This is a genomic window from Cupriavidus yeoncheonensis, from assembly GCF_905397275.1.
Lineage (GTDB): Bacteria > Pseudomonadota > Gammaproteobacteria > Burkholderiales > Burkholderiaceae > Cupriavidus > Cupriavidus yeoncheonensis.
This window is the reverse complement of record NZ_CAJPUY010000012.1, coordinates 164,727-187,281: the sequence shown is the minus strand read 5'-3', so window position 1 is coordinate 187,281 and position 22,555 is coordinate 164,727. Positions and strand designations below refer to the sequence as shown.

The following is a 22,555-nucleotide window of genomic DNA, read 5'->3' as shown; positions in this document are numbered from 1 at the left end:
GGCGCGGGCCAGCCGCCCCCATGCCCCGACACAAGACGCTGTTCTGGATTCTGATTGCAGCAGCCACAGGCGCCGCGGCCTTGTTCGTGCCGCTGCCCTGGACCGACACCACGCGCATCCGCAATGAGGTGGTGATCGCCCGGCCGCCGGCCGCGGTGTTCGACTACGTGTCCACGCCCGGCAACTGGCCGGCATGGCACCCGTCGTCGCTGGGCGTGGCGGGTGCCACCGATCACTCGCTGCGGCCCGGCGAGCGCGTGACCGAGACCTTCGTGGTGGCGGGGCGCAGCGGCGTGGTGGTCTGGACCGTGACGAAGAGCGATCCGCCCCGGACATGGATGATCGAAGGCGAGATCGCGGGACGCAAGGCCGGCACCGTGACCTATACGCTGACCCCGGCACTGACGCCTTCGCTCACGCCGAGCGAGGAAAGCACGCGCTTCGCGCGGGATTTCAGCTACCAGTCGCCCACCCTGTTGTTCGTCCTGATGAACCGCCTGGTGCTGCGCCCGCGCATCGAGGCGGAATCGGCGGAAGCGGTGAGGCGCCTCAAGGCAAGGCTCGAAGCCCCGCGCTGATCGGGCGCCGCGCGGCTTGCGCCGCGGCGTGATCCGCACTAAGTTGAAACCATCATCCCCGACGGCAGCCAGCCCGGCCGCAGTCCGCCGGGATCACATGGCCCATCCCATGACCCGGCTCTTCTTTCGCATGCCGCGCTGGCTGCTGGCCGGCGCAGCGGTGCTGGCCCTTGCGTCGCAGGCACAGACGAGGCCGCATATGCCGCTTGCCCTGACATCCGCCGCGTTCGCCCAAGGCGGCGACATCCCGGTCCGCTACACCTGCGAGGGGGCGGACGCTTCGCCGCCGCTCGCGTGGTCCGGCGTGCCCGCGGGTACGGCGAGCCTGGCGCTGATCGTCGACGATCCGGACGCGCCCGGAGGCCACACCTGGGTGCACTGGGTCATGTACAACCTGCCGCCGCAGGCAAGCGAACTGGCGCAGGGCTTGCGGCGTGAAGACCTGCCATCGGGCACGCGCGAAGGGCTCAACGACTGGCACCGGACCGGCTATGGCGGTCCTTGCCCGCCAACCGGGCGCCATCGCTACTTCCTCAAGCTGTATGCGCTCGACGTGGCGTTGCCGGACCTTGGCATGCCCGACAAGGCGGCGCTGGAACGTGCCATGCGAGGCCATATCCTGGCGCAGGCCGAGCTGATCGGTACGTACCGGAAGCAGGGGCACTGAGCGCCAATGCGGAAAGCCCAGATGAGAACACTTCGACTTCAGAACCATCCCAGCCATGTACGCGCCATGAGCCTGGCATTGCTGGCGGCGCTGGCCTTGTGCGCTGCCAGTCCGTCGCGGGCCCAGCAGGAAACCGGATCGATCACCGTGGGCGGATCCGCCCACGTGCGCGGACCGGTGGTCGTGCACGGCAGGCTGATCGTCGCGGGGCGGGTCCACGCGCGCGGGCCGCTGACCGCCGCGTACTTCTCCGGCCCCGCCGCGGCCCGCGGTCTGCCCTATGCGGGGGGCTACCTCAAGGTCTTCGACGGACCGCTGACGGTGCACGGCACCATGGTGGTCAAGGGCGACCTTCTCGCCGACGGCCCGATTACCGTCGACGGTCCGCTGGAAGCGAACGGCGGCATCGACGCGGATGGCCCGATGCAGGAGCGCGACTACGCACGCTGACGACGCCCGCGTTGACAGGGCAGTGGTGCCCGGGGCGGCCTGTATTGCACAATATGGGCCTCGGATCACAACCCACCCCGGAGCCACCTCATGGCGAAGCAGGACATTTTCGGCCTCAGGACCATTGCGCTGTTCGAAGCGGCCAAAGGCGCGCTGGTGATCGTGGCCGGCCTGGGGCTGGTGGCCTTCCTTCACCGTGATGCGCAGGCGCTGGCCGAATCGATCATCATGCGCCTGCACATCAACCCGGCCAGCCGCTATCCCACCATCTTCCTGGCCTTGCTGTCGCACCCCAGCGACGCGCGCCTGTGGGCCATTGGCGGCTCGGCTGCGGTGTACGCCCTGATGCGCTTTGCCGAAGCCTGGGGGCTGTGGCACCGGCTGGCCTGGGGCAACTGGCTGGGCGTGTTTTCCGGCGGCATCTACCTGCCTCTGGAACTCTACGAGGCGCTGGTGCACCCGAGCTGGATGCATGCGAGCCTGGCCGTGGCCAACCTGCTTGTGGTGCTGTACCTGGTCAAAGGACTGGCGCGCCACGAAGTCATGTCCTGAAAGCCGCAGGACGGGGAACCTGACCGGCTCCAATCGAAGAGCGGGCTTCCGGAGAAGCCCGCTTTTTCGTTGCCGACGCCGGTGACGGACGTGTCAGGCCGGAACCTGCGCACCCGTTGCGGCGGTCTCCTTGGAATGGAGACGCCTTGCGGTGGCCACGTGCGCAGCCAGTACCGGGCGCAGGACCATCATCGCCAGGCACGCGGCGGTCAGGTCCATGGCGGCGACCGTGTAGAGCACCGTCGACCACGTGCCGGTGGCCTCCATCAGCAGGTTGCCGATCGGGACGAACAGCGCGCCGATGCCTTTGGCGGTGTAGAGGACGCCGTAGATCTTGCCGATGTGCCTGGTGCCGAACGCATCGCCGGCCAGGGCGGAGAACAGCGAATACACCTCGCCCCACGCCAGGAACACCACGCCGGACAGGATCAGGAATGCATACGGATTGCTGCCGAAGTAGCCGAGCGCGATGATGCCCAGGCCCTCCAGCGTGAACGCGATGACCATGGTCTTCTCGCGGCCGATATGGTCCGAGACCCAGCCGAACAGCGGACGCGAGATACCGTTCATAATGCGGTCGAGCATCAGCGCGAGCGGCAGTGCGGCCATCACGAAGAAGTGCAGGTCGACCTTGAACTCCTTCACGCCAAGATCCTTCGCGATGACGCCGAGTTGCGCGACGGCCATCATGCCGCCCGTGACGACCAGCACGAACATCACCAGCATCAGCCAGAACAGCTTCGTGCTCATGGCCTCCTTGAGCGTGTAGTCGCGCGTGGCCTGGACCAGCTTCTGCGAAGCCCTGACTTCATTGGCCTTCGGCGAGCGCAGGAACCATGCCGCGACAAAGGCGAGCGATCCTTGCAGGATGCCGAAGAACAGGAAGGTGGGCTGGAAGCCGGAAGATTCGATCATGGCCGCGATCGGGAGAATCGTGGCTGCGGAACCCGCGCCATAGCCACCGGCCGTGAGCCCGACGGCCAGGCCTCGTCGATCCGGGAACCACTTGAGCGCGTTGTTGATGCAGGTCGCGTAGATCGAGCCCACGCCAAGGCCGCCGACGGCCGCGCCGACGTAGAAGCCCATCAGCGTGGTGGCCTGCGAATTGATGACCCAGGCCGCGCCGATGAAGATCGCGCCAAACGCGACCATCATGCGCGGGCCGAACTTGTCGATGAAGTAGCCTTCGATCGGCGCGAGCCAGGTCTGGACCAGCACGAACACCGTAAAGGCGATCTGGATGCTGGCGCGGGACCAGCCATAGGTTTCCTGGATCTCGGGGACAAACAGCGTCCACGCGTACTGGATGTTCGCCGTGGCGATCATGCAGACGACGCCGACGAACAGCTGCGTCCAGCGCGTGCGTTCCGAAATCTGCTGCGGGCGGAGGGCCGCTGCCGATGGATTATTCATGGCGCGCTCCTTGGATCGGTTGATTCAGGCTGTTCAATGGTGCGGGCCTGCATCGGCAGGCAGAATTCCCGGGTCTGGCGTGGGTCGCTGTCATTTTCATGTCTCCTGTTCCATCGGCTTATAGGGTCAGGTATTAATGCTTTTTTCAGGCGCAGGAATACCGTGGCGCTCCGGTATATTCCGGCCGCCGAAAATGGATAGAAATGGATTTATCAGATCGACCGATCTGGTATTGAAATAAATGGCTGGTTAATTTCTGGGCGTCCCTCCCTGGAAATTGCTTGTTTATCGACAGATGACAAAATTGTCATGTTCTCTTAGGACCAGAGCGCTTTCTGGCGCCCGCTGGGATACACAGTATGTGATATATCATGCAAGTCAAGAAAAACAAACAACCATACATTTTGTTGAATGTATTTATTCAAAATCTAGATGGAAGATGCGATTGAAGCGTATTAGGAATGAACCGCCGTGCAAAAAAAAAAGCCCGCAGGCTGAGCGTGCGGGCTGAGACGTGCCCGACTCCACCACGATTCGGCGACACGTGTTGCGCTGGCTGGAAAATAAACCGGCGATGCGGTTCGTTTGATTATTGGATTATGTTTTTATGAAATTGTATTGGGGTTTTCTCTCGGTGTTTATGACGTAAATGACGCCGGTGCGCGGATTGCCGCCGGTGGTGCACTGGCTGTCCCGGAGCAAGGCACGCTGTTTCCGTCTGGCGGCTATCGTGCTGGCCGGCGGCGGATTGCCGGCATGGCGAGCGCCGTACTGGCGGCAAGCACGATGGCTAGCAGCGCGGCGGTGCCGACACTGCCACCGCCGCCTTCGGGCCCGGCCACGGCATTGCCGCCTCCGCTCCGGGCGGGTGCCGCGTCCGGTGCAGGCTCGCGCCAGGACAGGTCGACCAGCACGGGATCGTGGTCCGACGCGCGCCAGGCATCCGGCGCGTAGTAGCGCTCCCGCTGGCCGGCGCTGCGATGGGCCTGCGCGTAGGCGAAGGCCGAAGGTTCGTCGGCATTGACGTGCCAGATGCTTACGCCCCGGACGCGCCTGGCAAGGACAGCGTCGGCGAGCGCGTAGTCGAGATAGCCAGCCTGGCCATCGAATACATAGGTGTAGGCGTCGCGTGCCGCCAGCCTTGCCACCATGTCTTCGTAGCCCGCGCGTGCCAGCAGGCTGATCGGCTCTTCCCGGGCATAGCTGTTGAGGTCGCCGATCACCAGCGTACCCGCGCCCGCGACGCCGGTGGGCGAGGTCTTCAGCCAGTCGGCCAGTGCCCGCGCCGCACGCGACCGGGCCGCGTTCCAGCAGCCCTGGCCGTCGCCTTGGTCGCGCTCGGCCCCCCCGGCGTCCGCGCAGTTCTTGGACTTGAGGTGGTTGACCGCGACGGTGAAGGCTTGCGAGGGATTGCCGACGGGCGCGAACGTCTGCGCGAGCGGATGCCGGCTGCGTGCCTCAAGCACAGTGGTCGCAGGGGCCCCAAGCGGCATCACGGTCCGCTGCTTGTAGAGCAGGGCGACGGATATGGCGTCCAGGCCAAGCCTTGGCGTGCCGGGCTCGACCGCGCGCCAATCCGGGCCGAGTTGGGCCGCAAGGCGCTGCACGGCGCTACGCGGACCAAAGCCGTTGTTCTCCACCTCCATCAGGCCGATGACGTCCGCGTCGAGTGCGCGCAGCGCCGCGAGCAGCTTCGCTTCCTGCCGCGCGAACTCGGCGGCGTTGCGGGCACCACGGTTGTCGGGCGCATCGAAGCCGCCCAGACCGTTGCCGTTGAAATAGTTGAGCACGTTGAACGCGGCCACGCGCACGTCGGTGCCGGTGGCACGCGCGGGGGCGGGCTGGCGTGGATTCGAGGCAGTGAACCGGATTGGCGCGCCACCGGGCACCGGCTGCACGCGCCAGTTGCCGTAGCGCTTCTCCAGCACGCCGCGCAGGCCGGTCACGGTGTCGCCGGCGCGCACCGGGTTGGCGGTGCTCAGTGCGGGCGCGGGGTAGGGAACGACTGCGGGGTTCTGTTGGCTGGACCCATCGTCGAGCACCAGCCGGTTCAGCGCATTGTCCGCTGCAACCTGCACGCCACCTTCACGCGGCGCGGCGACTGCGGTGGGAACGTGCAACCGGCCGAGTCCGAGCAGCAGGCTGCCGTAGCGGCCCAGTTCGTGCGTGTCGTTGACGGTCAGTGTTTGCGGAAAGCTGACGAGCATCCCCGCGCGCGCCCTCGGTGCCATGTCGTTCGGAAACGGCAGCGCGAGACTTGCCGGAGTGACGGAGCGCCCCGAGGCGCAGAGCGACGGCATGCCCGACAAGGCCAGCTGGGTCTGGCCGTAGCGCTCTTCCACGGTGCCGGCCAGCCGCAACAGGTCGCCGGCGCGCGCGGCGTAGCGCGGCGAATAGACGAACAGGCCTTCGGATACGCCTGGCCGATCCTGCCGCTGCTCGTCGGCCTGCTGGACAAAGAAGCCCATGAAACCATCGGGACCGCTGTAGTCCGCCGTGACCACTGCCTCGATCTCCACCGGCTTGCCCGCCAGCGGCGAAGCGGCCGATGCAGCCTGCACGTCGGCAATGAGCGTGGACGGCGAACCGCATGGCGCGGCGGTCGCAGCGGCATGGGTGGCGTGGCCGGCAAAAAGAGCGAAAGGACCAAAAAGCAGTCCGGCAGTCATGGCATTCAGCGGTTTCATCGACATGGCGGTTCATCACGGATTCAACGGAAGCCGCGATGCTACGGTGCGCGAGTAACGAAAGGATTGCGGCCACACGACCCGCGCGCTTGATCGTGCTAAGGTAGTGTCATCCAGCCGGCATGCGCCGGCATTCCCCAACCAGACACAGGGACATCATGATCAAGGAAATCGCGCAAATCACCGTCAAGCCTGGCAGCGAAAGCCAGTTCGAAGAGGGCGTGGGCAAGGCCAAACCGCTGTTCCTGCGCTCGCGCGGCTGCCATGGCGTGCAGTTGTTCCGCTCGATCGAGCAGCCGCAGCAATACACGCTCGTGGTCGAGTGGGAAACGGTGGAAGACCACATGGTGCATTTCCGCGACGCGCCCGAATTCCAGGAGTGGCGCGCACTGGTCAGCGACTGCTTCGCAGCCCCGCCGCAAGTCGGCCACGTATCCAAGGTTCTCTGAGCCGGAACACAGATGCCGACGCCTCAGGAGCGGCCCCGCCATTTCTCCATGCTGCGCGAGCTGCAGCTTGCGGATGTCTTCACGCTGGGCAATGCGGCTTGCGGGATGGCGTCGGTGTTCTTCGCCATGTTCTACGTGGCCACGCCGACGCCGTCGCATTTCTTCACGGCGGCCGCGCTGGCACCGCTGGCTTTCATCTTCGACGTGCTGGACGGGCGCATCGCGCGCTGGCGGCACCAGCATTCGGCAATGGGGCGCGAGCTTGATTCGCTGGCCGACATCATTTCCTTCGGTGTCGGCCCGGCCACGCTGGCGTTTGCCGCCGGCATGCGCGGCGGCTGGGACCTGGCGGTGCTGATCTTCTTCGTCTGCTGCGGCGTCAGCCGGCTCGCGCGTTTCAACGTCACCGCGGAAACGCTGTCGGCCGGCAGCGACAAGGTGAAGTATTTCGAAGGCACGCCGATTCCCACCAGCGTGCTGTTGACCGGCGTGCTCGCCTGGTGCGCCGCGCAGCAACGCCTCGACGCGGCGCTGCCCGGTGGCGCATGGACCATCGGGCCGGCGGAGCTGCACCCGCTGGTGCTGCTGTTCGCGCTGTCGGGATCGCTGATGGTCAGCAAGACGCTGAGGATCCCCAAGTTCTGAGTCTGCGGCGAGCTGCCGTCAGCCCCGTTGGCTGTCAGCCGCTTGCTGCTTGCGCCGCGGCAGCATTGCCTGACGTCGCGGCACGCCTGGCGAACAGCGCCAGCAGCGCCGCCACGAAGCACGCCGCGCCTGCGGCATACAGCGCCGGCGTATAGGTCAGCAGCAGGGTACGGCTCAGGCCGGCACCGAAGGCCGCCGTGGCGGCACCGATCTGGTGGGCGGCGAAGATCCAGCCGAATACCATCGGCGCGCGGTCGCGGCCGAAGGCGGTGGCGGCCAGCTTGACCGTGGGCGGCACGGTGGCGATCCAGTCCAGGCCGTAGAACATCGCGAAAATCGACAGGCCATACAGCGTGAAGGTCGAATGGGGCAGCCAGAGCAGTGACAGGCCGCGCAGCCCGTAGTACCAGAACAGCAGCTTGCGGCTGTCATAGCGGTCCGACAGCCAGCCGGACAGGATGGTGCCGACAAAGTCGAACGCGCCCATCATGGCCAGCGCCGAGGCGGCCGGCACGGCGCCCATGCCGAAGTCTCCGCAGAGCGCGATGAAGTGGGTCTGGATCAGCCCGTTGGTGGACAGGCCGCAGATGAAGAAGGTGCCGGCCAGCACCCAGAACGTCTGGTTGCGCATGGCGTCGCGCAGCACGACGAAGGGGCCGCGCAGCGTGAGCGGGGCAGGCGGCGCGGCAGCGGCAACGGGGACCGCGGCGGGCACCTCGCCGAATGCGGCCAGGCCGACGTCGGCCGGGCGGTTGCGCATGAACGCGAACACCAGCACGGCCAGTACCGCGCAGCCAACCAGCACCGGCAGAACCGCCACGCGCCAGCCCATGTGTTCGATCAACCAGGCGGCGGCCGGCAGGAAGGCGAGCTGGCCGGTGGCCGAACTGGCGGTGAGCAGGCCGATCACCAGCCCGCGCCGCGCGCTGAACCAGCGATTGGCCACGACGGCGGCCAGGACCAGCGCGGTCATGCCGGAGCCGACACCGAGCATTACGCCCCATGCCAGGAACAGTTGCCACAGTTGCGTGACGACGGTGGCCAGCGCCATGCCGCCGGCAATCAGCGCCAGGGCGGCGCACACCACGTTGCGCACGCCGAAGCGCTCCATCAGGATCGCCGAGAACGGCGCCATCAATCCGAACAGCGCGAAACGGAAAGCCAGGATCGATGAAATCTGGTCCGTGTTCCATCCCATTTCGCTGGTGAGCGGCTTGAGGAAGGCGCCGGGCAGGCCGAGCGCCGCCGACGTGGTGAGCATGACGAGGAAGGTGACGGCGGCGACGAGCCACGCATAGTGGATGCCGCGCCGGTCGAGCCGGCTGGAAATCGCTTGGGCGAACATGGGTCTCTCTCTGTCAGGGGGCGCTTGCGGGTGTTTTGGGGTGCGTCGGGCCATCCGCATTCCGGCGGGGGGCCGGAGAACGGTGATTCAAGTCGTTCCGGAATGGTTGGCGGATCAGTGGTTGACGGGTTAGTCGGATGACGGCCCGAGCAGCCGTTCGCGTACGGCGTCCAGGATGTTGTCGGACAGGGTGTCGCCTTGCACGGCACGTGCCAGCGTGACCGCGCCGACCAGCATGGCCATGCGGATCAGGGCTTCCTTGTGGCGCGTTTGCGCGCTGTCGCTGGCCACGGTCGATTCCATGTCCTGGACCAGGGAGCGGAAGCCCTCCAGGTAAGCCCGCCGTACCGGCTTGTCCGCCGGCTCGCGCGCCACGTCGCTGGCCAATGCCGCCGCCGCGCATCCATGGCCCGGGTCGGCGCAATGGGCTTGCGTGAGGTAGGGCTCGATCAGGTTGGTCAGTACGACTTGCGGGTCGCCGGCGGCGCGCTCGATGCGGCGTTCCCAGCGTGCGGCCGACTCCTCGAACGCGCGTTTGCAGGCCTGCGCCGCAAGTGCGTCTTTCGAGGCGAAGTGTCCGTAGAAGCCACCGTGCGTCAGCCCGGCGCCCGCCATCAGTTCAGCCACGCTGACCCCATTGAGCCCGCGTTCGCGGAACAGCCGCGACGACGCCTGTTCGATGGCTTCCCGATTCTTGTCTGCCTGTTCCCGTGATGCGCGCGCCATCTGAAGCCCCTTTCGAAAATTGATGCTTGACGAATTTTAGATGATGGTCATAATTTGTTCAATAGATGTTGATCGTCATTTAAACCGGCGTGCCCATCGGCCACGCCTCCTTTGTGTCTTCCCATCGACAGGAGTCGCTGTAATGCAGAACCTCTTTGACCTTTCCGGCCGCGTGGCCGTCGTGACCGGCTCCACCAAGGGCATGGGCCTCGAAATGGCGCGTGCGCTGGGCCATGCCGGCGCCGCCGTCATTGTTTCAGGACGTGACGGCGAGGTCGCGCAGACTGTCGCCGCGAAACTGGAAAGCGAAGGCATCCGCGCCCGGGGCATTGCCTGCGATATCGCCGACCTGGCCAGCGTGCGAGCATTCGCGCAACAGGCGCTGGCGGCGTTCGGCAGGGTGGATGCCCTGGTCCTGAACGCGGCGGCGGACGGCGCGGCGGGATCCTTGCTCAGCCAGGGGCCGGAAGTGTTCGACGCGGCGATGGCCGGCAATGTGCGCGGCAACCTGGTGCTGGTCAACGCGCTGGCGCCGCAGATGGTGGCACGGCGCGATGGCTCGATCACGTTCATGTCGAGCATTGCGGCCAAGCGCGGCTCGGCTTTCCTGGGCATGTACAGCATCACCAAGGCAGCCGTGGACCAGGCGGTGCGCAGCCTGGCGCTGGAACTGGGAGCGAGCGGGGTGAACGTCAACGCCATCAACCCGGGACCGGTCCGGACGGAGTTCTCGCGCGAGGCGCTGTGGGGCGACCCCGAGCGCGAAGCGCAGCTGGCGGCGCGCAACCCGATGCGGCGCATCGGCGAAGCGGGCGATGTGGCAGGGCTGGCGCTGTTGCTGGCCTCGCCCGCCGGGCGCTTCATCAACGGTCAGAGCGTCAGCGTGGACGGTGGTCTGTCGGTAGCCTGACGGACGGCGCTGGACGGCGCGAGCGGCTTCAAATGTGCATACATATGAAGCCGCCTTCAGCGCGTTGAAGGGATTTCCCGTATTGTCACGGTTGAACTGTGCCGGGCTGTGATCCGGCCCTCAACCAGTCCCGCGCCGTGTCCACTCCCGCCCCGCTCCAATCCGCTTCCACGCCGGCGTCCGCCGCTGCTGCTCCGCATGCCATGTCCTCGCGCGAGCGTCGCGGCATGGCGGCCATCATGATCGCCGTGGCGCTGGCAACGCTGGACACGGCGATCGCCAATACGGCTTTGCCGTCCATTGCCGCGGACCTGAATGCGACGCCCGCGGCGTCGGTCTGGGTGATCAACGCCTACCAGCTCGCGATGGTGGCCACGCTGCTGCCGTTCGCGGCGCTGGGCGGCATCCTCGGGCACCGGCGCGTCTATATCGGCGGCGTGACCCTGTTCATCGCGGCTTCCGTCGTGTGCGCGCTGGCGTGGTCGCTGCCATCGCTCGCCGCGGCGCGGGTGCTGCAGGGCATCGGGGCCAGCGCGATCATGAGCGTCAATACCGCGCTGATCAGCGCGATCTTCCCGATCCAGCGGCTCGGCCGCGGCGTCGGGCTGAATGCGCTGGTGGTGGGGGTGTCGTTCGCGCTCGGGCCGACCGTGGCTTCGGTGATCCTCTCCTTCGGCACGTGGCCGTGGCTGTTTGCCGTGAATCTTCCGATCGGCCTGCTGGCGCTCGGTATCGCGCGCGGTGCCCTGCCGCAGACGCCGCGCAGCCAGCACGCGTTCGACCGCGTGGCCGCGCTGCTGAACGTGGTGGCGTTCGCCGCGCTGATCTTTGCCCTGGGCGAGGGCGCGCAGCGCGCGCCACTGGCAGAGTCCCTGGCCGCGGCGGCTGTCTTCGTGGTGGCGTTCGGCCTGCTGCTGTGGCGCGAGCGCGGCCACCCGGCGCCGATGCTGCCGGTGGACCTGTTCCGCCGGCCGATGTTCGCGCTGTCGACGCTGACCGCGATTTGTTCGTTTGCGGCGCAGGGGCTGGCCTTTGTCTCTCTGCCGTTCTATTTCCAGCACGTGCTCGGGCGCGGCCAGGTGGAAACCGGATTCCTGCTGACGCCGTGGTCCGTGGTGGTGGCGCTGATGGCCCCCATCGCCGGGCGGCTGTCCGACCGCTATCCGCCGGGCCTGCTGGGCGGCGTGGGGCTGGCCGTGATGAGCGCGGGCATGGCGTCGCTGGCCCTGATGCCGGCCAACCCAAGCTCGCTGGAGATCGGCATCCGCATGTGCATCTGCGGCGCCGGCTTCGGGTTCTTCCAGTCGCCGAACCTCAAGGCGCTGATGGCCAGCGCCCCGCGCGAGCGCAGCGGCGGCGCCAGTGGCGTGATCGCGACCGCGCGCCTGCTGGGCCAGGCCACGGGCGCGGCGCTCGTGGCACTCAGCTTCGGCCTGGCGGGCAGCCATGGCCCCGGACTGGCGCTGGCACTTGGCGCGGGCTTTGCCGGCGTCGCCGCCATTGCCAGCGGCCTGCGCCTGGTGATGCCCGCCGTCAAGCATTGACCTGCTGAGCGCCTCTGGCGCGGGTGGCTTGCGTTTTGTATCGATCGATCTATAATCCGTTTCATATCGATTGATACAAAACTGCATCCGCCATGGCCAGACCCCGCAAGTTCGACGAACAGGCCGCGCTTACCGCGGCCCAGGATGCCTTCTGGGCACGCGGCTACGAAGCCACGTCCACGCGCGACCTGACCAGCGCCATGGGCATGACCCAGCCGAGCCTGTACAACGCCTTTGGCGACAAGCGCTCGCTGTTCCTGCAGGCGCTGGACTTCTACCTTGACCACAACCTGCGCGAGCGCATTGCGCGCCTGCGTGCGCTGCCGTCGCCGGCGGCCGCCATCAGCGCATTCTTTGCCGAGAGCATCGCGCGATCGCTGGCGGACCCGGGCCACCGCGGCTGCCTGCTCGTGAACACGGCGCTGGAAGTCACGCCGCAAGTGCCCGAGCTGCAGCAGAAGGTGGCCGATGAATTCCAGCGAATGCGTGATTTCTTCCGCGACTGCCTGGTCGCGGCACAACAGTCGGGCGAAATCCCGCCCACCGGGCCGGCGGAGGACATCGCTTCGCAACTGCTCGCCCTGGTGCTCGGCGTGCGCGTACTGGCGCGCACGGTGCCCGACCCGCAACTGCTCGAGGGCGCCGTAAGGCCTGCACTGGCCGTGCTTGGCCTGCCGCCGCTGCCGCCAGCGCCCACCGTAGCCGGCACGGGCTGATCCCCGCAGCCCCCGGCTGCTCCGTCCCCTGGTCTGTCCGCTCTACCCGTTTCCGTGCGCCGCCGGCGCGCGGAGGGGGAGCCTTTACGCCTGCATTTTGCCTATTTTGCCGACACCATCCGCGTGTCGCTTCCTGGAGTCCACCATGTCACAACCGCTTGCCGCCAGACCGGGTACGGTCCCACAGGCCCCCCTGGACGGGCATGCCATCTTCGCCGCCGTGGCGGGCCTGTGCGCCAGCCTCGTGGCCATCGGACTGGCGCGCTTTGCCTATACGCCGCTGATTCCGCCTTTGATCCAGGCCCACTGGTTCACCGCGCCGCAGGCGGTGACGCTTGGCGCCGCCAATTTCGCGGGCTACCTGGCCGGGGCGATGCTGGGGCGGCCGCTGGCATCGGCGGTGTCCAATCGCACGGCGTTGCGTTTGCTGATGCTGCTGGCGAGCGCCGCGTTCATCGCGTGCGCGTGGCCGCTGTCGGTGACCTGGTACTTCGCCTGGCGCTTCGCCGCAGGGCTTGCCGGGGGCGCCATCATGGTGCTGGTGGCGACGTCGATCCTGCCGCATATTCCCGCTCCGCGGCGCGGCTTTGTCAGCGGCATGATCTTCCTGGGTCTGGGCCTTGGCATTGCGGCGTCAGGCACGCTGGTGCCGCAGCTGCTGCAACTGGGGCTGCGCGAGACCTGGCTGGGCCTTGGCCTGGTGTCGCTGGCGCTGACGTTGCTGAGCTGGTTCGGCTGGCCCGCCGCCGATGCTGCCGGTGCCGCCGGTGCCCCCGTATCGCAGGCGGCCGGCGCGCGGCCCTCCGCGGGATCGCATCAGGGCATGCGCCGCCTGTACGGTCAGTACGCGCTCAACGCGCTGGGCCTGGTTCCCGTCATGCTGCTTCTGGTGGACTACATCGCCCGTGGCCTGGGACGCGGCAGCAGCGTGGGCGCGGGCTACTGGGTGCTGTACGGCGTAGCGGCGATTGCCGGACCGCTCGTATGCGGGCTGGTGGCGGACCGCATCGGCTTTCGCCTGGCGTATCGTGGCGCGATGCTGCTGCTGGGACTGGCCGTGGCACTGCTTGCCGTGTCGGGCCATGCATTGGTCATCGGCGTTGCCACGGCGATGCTCGGCGTGTTCACGCCCGGCATCGTGCCGCTGGCGCTTGGGCGCATCCAGGAAATGGTGCCGCACGACCCGATGGCGCAGCGCGCCGCATGGAGCCATGCCACGACCGCCTTTGCACTGCTGCAGGCCTTGTCCGGCTACGGCTACTCGTGGCTGTTCGCGCATACGGGCCAGAACTACACGCTGATCTTTGGCTGCGGCGCGGTGGCGATGGCGGTGGCGCTGGCGCTGGATTTCGGCGGCGCGCGGCGGCCAGCGGCAAAGTCGCCATCGGCCTAGAATCCAGAATTCCACGGCACGCATCCCGCAACGTGGCGCGACCGCGCGTCGGGCCCAGATCCGCAAGACAAGGTATCCCCATGAGCCATCTGTTCGATCCCCTCGATATCGGCAAGCTGAGCCTGTCCAACCGCATCATCATTGCGCCGATGTGCCAGTACTCGGCGCAGGACGGCAATGCCGGCGACTGGCACATGATCCACCTCGGTTCGCTGGCGCTGTCCGGCGCGGGGATGCTGATCATCGAAGCCACGGCGGTGTCGGCGGAAGGCCGTATCACCGCCGGGGACCTGGGCCTTTACGATGACGGCAACGAGGCCGCGCTGGGCCGCGTGCTGAAAGCCATGCGCGCGCACTCGCCCATTGCCGTGGCCATCCAGCTCGCGCACGCGGGTCGCAAGGCGTCGAGCCAGGTACCGTGGGACGGCGGCAAGCAGGTCCGGCCCGAAGCGCCCGGTGGGTGGCAGACCGTGGCGCCGTCGCCCGTGCCGCATGCGCAGGACGAAGTGCCGCCGACCGCGCTGGACCGCGCGGGCATGGACAAGGTGCGCGATGACTTCGTGGCGGCCGCGGTGCGCGCGGTGAGGCTGGGCATCCAGGGTATCGAGATTCATGGCGCGCACGGCTACTTGCTGCACCAGTTCCTGTCGCCGCTGGCCAATCATCGCGACGACGAGTACGGCGGCAGCCTGGAGAACCGCATGCGTTTTCCGATCGAAGTCTTTGACGCCGTGCGCGCCGCCGTGCCCGCGGACCTTCCTGTGTGGATGCGCATTTCCGCCACGGACTGGGTGCCGGGCGGCTGGGATATCGACGGTACGGTGGCCCTGTCCAAAGCGCTGAAGGCGCGCGGCTGCGCTGCCATCCATGTCACCACGGGCGGTGTGTCGCCCGCGCAGGCGATCAAGCTGGGGCCGGGCTACCAGGTGCCCTACGCGCAGCGCGTGAAGGCCGAGGTGGGCCTGCCCACCATCGCCGTGGGCCTGATCACCGAACCCGAGCAGGCCGAGTCCATCATCACCGGCGACGAGGCCGATGCGGTATCGCTGGCCCGCGCGATGCTGTACGACCCGCGCTGGCCGTGGCATGCCGCCGCCAGGCTGGGCGCGAGCGTGGTGGCGCCCAGGCAATACTGGCGCTCGCAGCCGCGCGAGCTGAAGGACCTGTTCACGGACGCGAGCTTCGGCCAGCGCTGAACCGTTCCCGACCGAAGCCGAAAGAGGAGGCCCCATGAAACCACGTATCACCCTGATTACGCTGGGCGTCGACGACCTGGAGCGGTCGCTGCGCTTCTATCGCGACGGGCTTGGCCTGCCGACCGAAGGCATCATCGGCGAGCAGTTCGAACATGGCGCGGTGGTCTTCTTCGACCTGCAGCCCGGCCTCAAGCTCGCTATCTGGCCACGCGCCAGCCTTGCGCACGACACCGGGCTGCCGCTGTCCGTCCGCACGGCGGCGGGATCTTCCCTGGCGCACAACGTGGGCAGCCAGGCCGAGGCGGACGCGGTGATGCAGCAGGCAGCCGCTGCCGGCGCCACCATCGTCAAGCCCGCGCAGCCGACCTTCTGGGGCGGCTACGCCGGCTATTTCGCGGATCCGGACGGCCATCTCTGGGAGGTCGCCTGGAACCCGCAGATGCTGCCCGCCGATTGATGGCGGACGAAGTGCCGGGCGAGGCGCAGGGCCGCCGCGCGCACTATAGTAGTTCCTGACCTACGTGGCGAACTGACGGAGGGAAGGCACGATGAAAGCAGGCAAGACAACGCTCGGGCGGCCGCGCCGCCTCGCCGCCATGGCACTGGCAGCGGCTGTGCTGACGGGCGTGGCCCCGGCTTCGCGGGCGCAGTTGGGGGACGTACTGAAAAATCCCATGGGGGGCGGTGCCGGCGGCACCGCGGAAAGCGCGGCCGGTGCGCTCGGCGGACTGGGTGGCGGCCTTTCGCTGCAGTCGCTCTCCTCGGGCAGCATGGGCAATGTCGCCGGGCTGCTGGACTTCTGCATCAAGAACAACTACCTGGGCGCGGGCGGCGCTGCGTCGGTCAAGGACAAGCTGATGGACAAGCTTGGCGGGCCGGCCAAGGCCTCGACGGATAGCGGCTATGGCAGCGGCACGAGGGGCATTCTGCAGGACAGCCACGGCAAGACACTGGATCTGAGCGGCAGCGGCCTGAAGGCCAAGGCCACCGAACAGGTGTGCGAGAAGGTACTTTCGCAGGGCAAGTCACTGCTCTGATTTTTGCGCGGCGCATCATCTTTCTGGCGTTTTTCGCAGGGATTTCCATGATTGCCACATTGCTTCGAAGTGGCAATCATGGTTCGCAACAGACAGCAAAGGCATTGCGCCAGGGCGTCCCCCCAACAGAAGCAGCCTGGCGGCAGCACGATGTAGACCAATAAAAGCATCCGGGGCAAGACCCCACGGGAGACATCCATGCAAGTCTATGACGGCCTGTTGTACCTGACTGCGATGGTGCTGGTGTGCCTGTACGTCTATCTTGGCGTGCTCACACGGAGCACGGCGATTCGGCTGGGGTCTCCGGCGATTGTCGCTGTGCTGGTGCTCGCGTACTCCATGTCGCCGATGCACGCGGTGGGGTAAGTTTTCCCAGGGTTGCGATACCTGGCGCCGCCGCTGTTTCGACAGCGTAGCCGGCGGACGGGCGGATGATTCGCTGGCTTCATCGCATGGCGAGACTGTTGCCGCGTAGACGATCCTGCCCGAAGGGGAAGCGCCAGGACTGGTGAGCGCGTCGCTCTGCATCGCATGCACCCGCGCTCCCGCCGCTTCAGATCCGCCATCGCGTTTGTGACGCCTCCCCGCACACCACCCAGAAATCCGCAACAATTCACGCAATAGACTGAAACCTGCAAGCGCCCGCTAGCCAATTCGGTCTCCGCACCGTAAGGCATTCCCCGAGCCGCCCGGCAAATCGTCGGATACGACGAACAACCCTCGCCCGACCCTGTCCAGAATTTCTCGAGACCCGCGGTTTGCACAGGTCCGGACAAGAACTCGGAGACAAGAACGAATGAGCGCAACCTATCAGCGGGGCCGGGCATGGGTAGTTACCGTGCTGCTGTTCCTGTTCGTCGTGGTCAATTTCCTCGACAAGATCAGCGTCGGGCTGCTTGCCGGCCCGATGATGGACGAACTGGGGCTGACGCCGGCCCAGTTCGGGCTGGTCGGCAGCAGCTTCTTCTGGCTGTTCGCCGTGGCCGGCGTGGTGGGCGGCTTCGTCGCCAACCGCGTGTCGTGCACGCTGCTGCTGTTGCTGATGGCCATCGCCTGGTCTGTGTTCCAGCTGCCGCTGGCCTGGTCGTCGAGCCTTGCGGTGCTGATCGCCGCACGCGTGCTGCTGGGCATTGCCGAAGGGCCGTCCACGGCAATTGCCATCCACGCGGCCTACAAGTGGTTTCCCGATGATCGCCGCACGCTGCCCGTGGCGTTCTTTACGCAAGGCGGCGCCGCCGGCCTGATCCTGGCCGGCATCACCATTCCCTACATCACGGCGCACTGGGGCTGGCGCGCCAACTTCTACGTGCTGGCCGCGCTGGGCGCCGCCTGGACCGTGCTGTGGCTGTGCTTCGGCGGCGAGGGCAAGGTCGAGCAGGCTTCGGCCGAGACAGCGGGGCAGACGCGCGTGCCTTACCGCGCCTTGCTCGGCGATGCCACGGTGCTGGGCTGCTTCCTGCTGCGCTTTGTCGCGTACTGGAGCCTGGCGCTGTCGCTGACATGGTTTGCCGCGTATCTGCAGCGCGGCCTTGGCTTTGACCATGCCGCCTCGGGCCGGCTGTTCGCGGCGATCATCGCGGTCAACACGCCGATTACGCTCGGCGTGGCGTGGTGGTCGCAGCGCATGCTGCGCCGGGGCACGCCGTCGCGCATCGCCAGGGGCCGCCTGGCCGCGCTGATGCTGGTGGGCGCAGGCGTCTGCCTGGCGGCGCTGGTGTCGCCGGGGCTGGGCACCTGGCAGCGCGTGGCGCTGCTGGCGGCAAGCTGTGCGCTGGCGCCGTCGATCTATTCGCTGGGCCCAGCCATGCTGGCCGAGATCTGCCCGCCGGCGCAGCGGGGCGCGCTCCTGTCGATCGACGCGTCGATCTCATCGATCGCCGGCATCCTCGCGCCGCTGGTGACGGGCTACCTCGTGCAGAACGCCACCGGCGCGCATGGCTATGAGACCGGCTTCGCGGTCTGCGGCGCATTGATGATCGCGGGCGGCTTTGCCGGTGCGGTCATGATCAATCCGGAGCGCTCGAAGCTGCGGATGGCTGGCTTGCAGCAGCACACGACAGCGGCATCGGCAACGCATCCGGCGCACGCGTAGCGGCGGACGAGGGCGGAGGGCCGTGCAGGCGGCGCCGACGCCGCGCCGATATACTTCAGGCTCCGCCGGGCCGTGGCGCCCGCTAATTTCCGGAGCATTCACGATGATGCCTGCCGCCTCGAGCTGGTTTGCCTGGGCCGCGCTGTCCGCGGTGTTCGCGGCCCTGACCGCCATCTTCGCCAAGGTCGGCCTGAGCGGTATCGACTCCGACATGGCCACGCTGGTGCGCGTGGTGATCATCTTCGTGGTGCTGGCCGCGTTCGTGGTGGCCACGGGCAAGTGGATGGACCCCTCGACGTTCTCGGCCAGGAACTGGATCTTCCTCACCTTGTCCGGCCTGGCCACAGGGGCCTCCTGGGTCTGCTACTTCCGGGCCTTGAAGATAGGCGACGCCTCCAAGGTGGCGCCCGTCGACAAGTTCAGCCTGGTGCTGGTGGCACTGTTCGCCGTGCTGTTCCTGGGCGAACGGCCCGCCCCGCGTGAATGGCTGGGCATTGGCCTGGTTGCCGCCGGGGTGATCGTGCTCAGCCTGCGGCGATAAAGCGCTGCGCAGACGCCATTCAACCCGGCGTGCGAATCCAGGCCGCAGCGGGAAGTGGCCAAGCGGGCCACGCAGCGGTGTCGGCACGCCGGTTGTCGGGCTTGCCCGCCAGCAGTTGCGCCAGCTCTACGCCAAACAGATTGGCGCACGCGCTGGCAAATGCCGCCGCGGAGCGCAGGCCGGACTGGGTGGCAAGCAAGTCCAGCCGCGCGGCTGTCAGGTCAGGCCTGGCCTCGGGCAGCGCCAGCATGTAGAACGCCCGCGCCGCGCGCTGCTCGCGCACGAGCGGGTGCAACGCTTCGCCTTCGGCGAACAGGCGCGCACGGACCAGCCGCTGGGCGACCTCCCAGTGTTCGCCGAGTCGCGCGGCATTCCAGTCGATGGCCGGCTGTTCAAACACCAGCCGCGCGAGCGCGCGGGACCAGTGCTTGTCATGATGGATGGCATTCATGCGCGGGCAGACCGCATCGGGCACGGCCTCCAGCGTCATGGCGCAGGGCTGGCCCGGGGCGCACTGCAATTCGCAGTCGACGTGTGCGAACGCGGGTACCACAAAGGGATCGCCAGGCCGCACGTCGCGCCGTGCATTGACGTCGCGCAGCCGCACCGCGCCCTGCTGGGCTTCCACGCGCACGGCGAACGGGAAACGCAGGCGGGTAATGCGAACGGGGTTGCGGCTGACAAGGGGCATGCGGGGCAATGGCTGGAACGCGGCCGGTTACTGTCGCAGCATTCTACGGACCGCGCAACTGCCGGCGAGGTCGCCGGGGCGGTATTTCGCCGGCCGCTTAGAGCTCGGACAGCCCGAAGTGACGCAGCCGTGGCAGGTCGGTCACGCGGATGGTCTGGTACGCCAGGTGGACCAGGCCCTCGTCGGCCAGCCGCCGCAACGCCTGGTTGACCCGCTGGCGCGACAGGCCGGTCAGCAGCCCGATTTCTTCCTGCGACAATTCGAGCACGGGGCTGGTGCGCGGATACAGCGACGGATGGAAAAGCTGCGCAATGGCCTGGGCCACGCGCGCATCGGCGCTGAGCAGCCGGTCGTTCTGCACGGTGGCAATGAACTGCCCCATGCGCTCGTTGAGCTGCGTGACCACGAAACTCGAAAAGGGCAGGCTCTGGGCGAGCAAGGTGTTGAACACGGGCTCCGGCACCAGCAGCACGCGCGAATCGCGGATGGCGATCACGTCATAGCGGCGCAGCTCGCGCTTGATCACGCTGCCTTCGCCGCACCAGCCTCCCGCGGGAACGCCCGAAAACGTGCAGCCCCGACCGTCCGGGGTGTAGACGGCCAGCTTGATCAGCCCGCTGTCGACGCCGATCCAGTCGCGCGAAGGCTCCCCGCGCCGGGCGATGAGGGCTCCGGCGGCAAATTCCTGCAGCACCGTGGCGCGCGCGGCCAGCGCCTGGTGTTCCGGCGCGAGGGCATGGAACCAGGCATGGCCTGCCAGTGGCGAGGCGGGCGGGGAACGGTCGGACGCGGTCATCGGAGGCAGGGTGGGCAGTCAGGCGGGTGGGCCTTGCGAGACCATGGCGCTGGCCCTGTAAGAATCCTGTAAGCCTTGCCTGGCGCGGGTTTCCGGGCGGTTTGTCATCCGGATGACAGAGCCCGGGCGTGTGCGATGATAGCCTTGCGCACGAAAAAGTAACAGCGCCCCGGTGCAGAAGAGTTCAGCGGAGACACAAGCAATGCCCACAGATTTCGACAGCGGCCTGGGCCGCAATGCGGCCAATTTCGTGCCGATCACCCCGATTGATTTCCTGGTCCGCGCGGCCGAGGTGTATGGCGACAGGCCTGCCATCGTGCACGGCCCGGTGCGCCAGAACTGGCGCGACACCTATGCGCGTGCGCGGCGCCTGGCCAGCGCGCTGGCGCGCGCGGGCGTCGGCAAGGGCGATACCGTGGCGGCGCTGCTGCCCAATACGCCGGCCATGGTGGAAGCGCACTTTGGCGTGCCGATGGCCGGCGCCGTGCTGAATGCGCTGAATATCCGCCTTGACGCCGCCAACCTGGTGTTCATGCTGCGCCATGGCGAAGCACGCGTGCTGCTGGCCGATACGGAATTCGCGGAACTGGCCCGGCAGATGTCGCTGGAAATCCCCGGCCTGAAGGTCATCGCCGTGGAGGACGCGCTGGGGCCACAGGCCGAGCGCTTTGGCGATACCGACTATGAGTCCTTCCTGGCCTCGGGCGATCCGGACTATGCGTGGAAGCTACCTGCCGACGAGTGGGACGCCATTGCGCTGAACTATACCTCGGGCACCACCGGCGACCCGAAGGGGGTGGTGTATCACCACCGCGGCGCGGCCATGAACGCGATCTCGAACATCCTCGAGTGGGACCTGCCCAAGCATCCGGTCTATCTGTGGACGCTGCCTATGTTCCACTGCAACGGCTGGTGCTTCCCGTGGACCGTGGCCGCGCGCGCGGGCATCAACGTCTGCCTGCGCAAGTTCGAGCCGCGCCTGGTATTCGACCTGATGCGCGACGAAGGCGTGACGCATTACTGCGCAGCGCCGATCGTGCATACCGCACTGGTCAACGCGCCGCCGTCATGGCGTGAAGGCCTGCGCGGCCCCGTGCGCGGCATGGTGGCCGGCGCACCGCCGCCGGCCGCGGTGCTGATGCAGATGGAAGCGATGGGCTTCGAGCTGACCCATGTGTACGGCCTTACCGAGGTGTACGGCCCGGCCGCCGTATGCGCGGAGCAGGACGACTGGAGCAGCCTGTCCCAGGAAGAGCGTGCCGTGATGAAGGCACGGCAGGGCGTGCGCTATCACCTGCAGTCGGGCGTGGCGGTGCTCGATCCCGATTCGATGCAGCCTGTGCCGGCCGATGGCGAGACCATCGGCGAGATCATGTTCCGCGGCAATATCTGCATGAAGGGCTACCTGAAGAACGAGAAGGCCACGCGCGAGGCCTTCGCGGGCGGCTGGTTCCACACCGGCGACCTGGGCGTATGCATGCCGGACGGCTACATCAAGATCAAGGATCGCAGCAAGGACATCATCATTTCAGGCGGAGAGAACATCTCCAGCGTCGAGGTGGAGGATGCGCTCTATCGCCATCCGGCCGTGCTGGCCGCGGCCGTGGTGGCGCAGCCGGACGCGAAGTGGGGCGAGACGCCCTGCGCGTTCGTGGAACTGAAGGAGGGCGCCAGCGCGAGCGCCGAGGAACTGATGGCGCATTGCCGTACGCTGCTGGCGGGCTTCAAGGTGCCCAAGGCGGTGTACTTCGGTCCGCTGCCCAAGACCTCGACGGGCAAGATCCAGAAGTTCGAACTGCGCCGCAAGGTGAAGTCGGATTCTGCCATCGACGTCTGAAGCGACGGTCAGGAGAAGGCAGCCTCTTCGGCGGCCTGCTGGCTGGCAATCAGCCTGTCGATGATCTCGCGGCCCCATGCCAGCCCCGCGCGGCTGGCATCGGCGGCGCAGGCAAAGCGCACGCCACCGTCCGGGTCCGCGTAGGGCAGGGCGTGGCCGTGCTGCCAGACGCGCGCACGCAACGTCCACCAGCCGTCGTGCTGGCCGCCGTAGCGCAAGGCTACGATGTGGATGCGGTAGCCACGATAGCCGACGCTATGTTCGTGTGATCCGCTGGGCATGACTGCTGA

24 protein-coding genes are annotated in these 22,555 nt (G+C 67.3%); 17 read left to right on the top strand and 7 right to left on the bottom strand.

The features are described from left to right. Nucleotides 1–20: 20 nt before the first annotated feature. From KHO22_RS17980 to KHO22_RS17965, 4 genes are all read left to right on the top strand, one after another. Nucleotides 21–578 (top strand): SRPBCC family protein, encoded by a 558-nt coding sequence (locus tag KHO22_RS17980; protein ID WP_211948512.1) that lies wholly within the window; start codon nt 21–23, stop codon nt 576–578. Nucleotides 579–777: 199 nt separating this feature from the next. After that, complete coding sequence (locus tag KHO22_RS17975; protein WP_211948569.1) at nt 778–1,245, top strand: YbhB/YbcL family Raf kinase inhibitor-like protein; 468 nt, start codon at nt 778–780, stop codon at nt 1,243–1,245. A gap of 21 nt (nt 1,246–1,266) precedes the next feature. Further along, nucleotides 1,267–1,695, top strand: a complete 429-nt coding sequence (locus KHO22_RS17970; RefSeq protein WP_230426915.1) for a hypothetical protein — start codon at nt 1,267–1,269, stop codon at nt 1,693–1,695. A 90-nt stretch (nt 1,696–1,785) separates the two neighbouring features. Further along, the gene (locus tag KHO22_RS17965; protein WP_211948511.1) at nt 1,786–2,247 is read left to right on the top strand and encodes a DUF2127 domain-containing protein; all 462 of its coding nucleotides are present in this window, start codon (nt 1,786–1,788) and stop codon (nt 2,245–2,247) included. Between the two features lie 93 nt (nt 2,248–2,340). Here the strand turns inward: KHO22_RS17965 and oxlT are convergent, their stop codons facing one another. Continuing rightward, a complete protein-coding gene (gene oxlT, locus KHO22_RS17960; RefSeq protein ID WP_211948510.1) occupies nt 2,341–3,660 on the bottom strand; it encodes an oxalate/formate MFS antiporter in 1,320 nt (439 codons plus the stop codon). A 725-nt stretch (nt 3,661–4,385) separates the two neighbouring features. Continuing rightward, a complete protein-coding gene (locus tag KHO22_RS17955) occupies nt 4,386–6,353 on the bottom strand; it encodes an ExeM/NucH family extracellular endonuclease (RefSeq protein ID WP_230426914.1) in 1,968 nt (655 codons plus the stop codon). A gap of 152 nt (nt 6,354–6,505) precedes the next feature. Here KHO22_RS17955 and KHO22_RS17950 point away from each other — a divergent pair, with 152 nt between their 5' ends. Further along, nucleotides 6,506–6,796, top strand: a complete 291-nt coding sequence (locus KHO22_RS17950; RefSeq protein ID WP_211948509.1) for an antibiotic biosynthesis monooxygenase family protein — start codon at nt 6,506–6,508, stop codon at nt 6,794–6,796. A gap of 12 nt (nt 6,797–6,808) precedes the next feature. Beyond that, nucleotides 6,809–7,441: a CDP-alcohol phosphatidyltransferase family protein gene (locus KHO22_RS17945; protein WP_211948508.1), complete on the top strand. Its 633-nt coding sequence runs from the start codon at nt 6,809–6,811 to the stop codon at nt 7,439–7,441. A gap of 34 nt (nt 7,442–7,475) precedes the next feature. Here KHO22_RS17945 and KHO22_RS17940 read toward each other — a convergent pair whose 3' ends face one another. Next, complete coding sequence (locus KHO22_RS17940) at nt 7,476–8,786, bottom strand: MFS transporter (protein ID WP_211948507.1); 1,311 nt, start codon at nt 8,784–8,786, stop codon at nt 7,476–7,478. Nucleotides 8,787–8,915: 129 nt separating this feature from the next. Then, nucleotides 8,916–9,512 (bottom strand): TetR/AcrR family transcriptional regulator, encoded by a 597-nt coding sequence (locus KHO22_RS17935; RefSeq protein ID WP_211948506.1) that lies wholly within the window; start codon nt 9,510–9,512, stop codon nt 8,916–8,918. A gap of 142 nt (nt 9,513–9,654) precedes the next feature. Between KHO22_RS17935 and KHO22_RS17930 the strand changes: the two genes are divergently transcribed. The 10 genes from KHO22_RS17930 to KHO22_RS17885 all read left to right on the top strand — a co-directional run bounded on the left by KHO22_RS17930 (nt 9,655) and on the right by KHO22_RS17885 (nt 18,941). Continuing rightward, nucleotides 9,655–10,422, top strand: coding sequence for an SDR family NAD(P)-dependent oxidoreductase (locus tag KHO22_RS17930; protein WP_211948505.1), 768 nt, complete (start codon nt 9,655–9,657; stop codon nt 10,420–10,422). 203 nt (nt 10,423–10,625) lie between these two features. Beyond that, a complete protein-coding gene (locus tag KHO22_RS17925; protein ID WP_211948566.1) occupies nt 10,626–11,966 on the top strand; it encodes an MFS transporter in 1,341 nt (446 codons plus the stop codon). 92 nt (nt 11,967–12,058) lie between these two features. Beyond that, the gene (locus KHO22_RS17920) at nt 12,059–12,682 is read left to right on the top strand and encodes a TetR/AcrR family transcriptional regulator (RefSeq protein WP_211948504.1); all 624 of its coding nucleotides are present in this window, start codon (nt 12,059–12,061) and stop codon (nt 12,680–12,682) included. A 145-nt stretch (nt 12,683–12,827) separates the two neighbouring features. Next, a complete protein-coding gene (locus tag KHO22_RS17915) occupies nt 12,828–14,075 on the top strand; it encodes a YbfB/YjiJ family MFS transporter (RefSeq protein WP_211948503.1) in 1,248 nt (415 codons plus the stop codon). Between the two features lie 80 nt (nt 14,076–14,155). After that, nucleotides 14,156–15,271: an NADH:flavin oxidoreductase/NADH oxidase gene (locus tag KHO22_RS17910; RefSeq protein ID WP_211948502.1), complete on the top strand. Its 1,116-nt coding sequence runs from the start codon at nt 14,156–14,158 to the stop codon at nt 15,269–15,271. Between the two features lie 34 nt (nt 15,272–15,305). Further along, complete coding sequence (locus KHO22_RS17905; protein WP_211948501.1) at nt 15,306–15,728, top strand: VOC family protein; 423 nt, start codon at nt 15,306–15,308, stop codon at nt 15,726–15,728. A 91-nt stretch (nt 15,729–15,819) separates the two neighbouring features. Next, complete coding sequence (locus KHO22_RS17900) at nt 15,820–16,308, top strand: YjjA family protein (RefSeq protein ID WP_211948500.1); 489 nt, start codon at nt 15,820–15,822, stop codon at nt 16,306–16,308. A gap of 198 nt (nt 16,309–16,506) precedes the next feature. After that, on the top strand, nt 16,507–16,674 hold the full coding sequence (locus KHO22_RS17895; protein WP_211948499.1) for a hypothetical protein: 168 nt from the start codon (nt 16,507–16,509) through the stop codon (nt 16,672–16,674). Nucleotides 16,675–17,104: 430 nt separating this feature from the next. Continuing rightward, a complete protein-coding gene (locus tag KHO22_RS17890; RefSeq protein WP_211948498.1) occupies nt 17,105–18,400 on the top strand; it encodes an MFS transporter in 1,296 nt (431 codons plus the stop codon). 103 nt (nt 18,401–18,503) lie between these two features. Then, complete coding sequence (locus tag KHO22_RS17885) at nt 18,504–18,941, top strand: EamA family transporter (protein WP_420839614.1); 438 nt, start codon at nt 18,504–18,506, stop codon at nt 18,939–18,941. A 19-nt stretch (nt 18,942–18,960) separates the two neighbouring features. Here the strand turns inward: KHO22_RS17885 and KHO22_RS17880 are convergent, their stop codons facing one another. Both KHO22_RS17880 and KHO22_RS17875 read right to left on the bottom strand, forming a co-directional pair. Further along, nucleotides 18,961–19,632, bottom strand: a complete 672-nt coding sequence (locus tag KHO22_RS17880) for an AraC family transcriptional regulator (RefSeq protein WP_211948497.1) — start codon at nt 19,630–19,632, stop codon at nt 18,961–18,963. Between the two features lie 97 nt (nt 19,633–19,729). Further along, entirely contained in the window at nt 19,730–20,428 is a 699-nt protein-coding gene (locus KHO22_RS17875) for a Crp/Fnr family transcriptional regulator (protein ID WP_211948496.1), read from the bottom strand. 202 nt (nt 20,429–20,630) lie between these two features. On the opposite strand from KHO22_RS17875, the gene KHO22_RS17870 reads away from it, so the two are divergent. Beyond that, nucleotides 20,631–22,265: an acyl-CoA synthetase gene (locus KHO22_RS17870; protein WP_211948495.1), complete on the top strand. Its 1,635-nt coding sequence runs from the start codon at nt 20,631–20,633 to the stop codon at nt 22,263–22,265. A gap of 8 nt (nt 22,266–22,273) precedes the next feature. Here KHO22_RS17870 and KHO22_RS17865 read toward each other — a convergent pair whose 3' ends face one another. Then, nucleotides 22,274–22,546 (bottom strand): hypothetical protein, encoded by a 273-nt coding sequence (locus tag KHO22_RS17865; protein ID WP_211948494.1) that lies wholly within the window; start codon nt 22,544–22,546, stop codon nt 22,274–22,276. Nucleotides 22,547–22,555 lie beyond the last annotated feature (9 nt).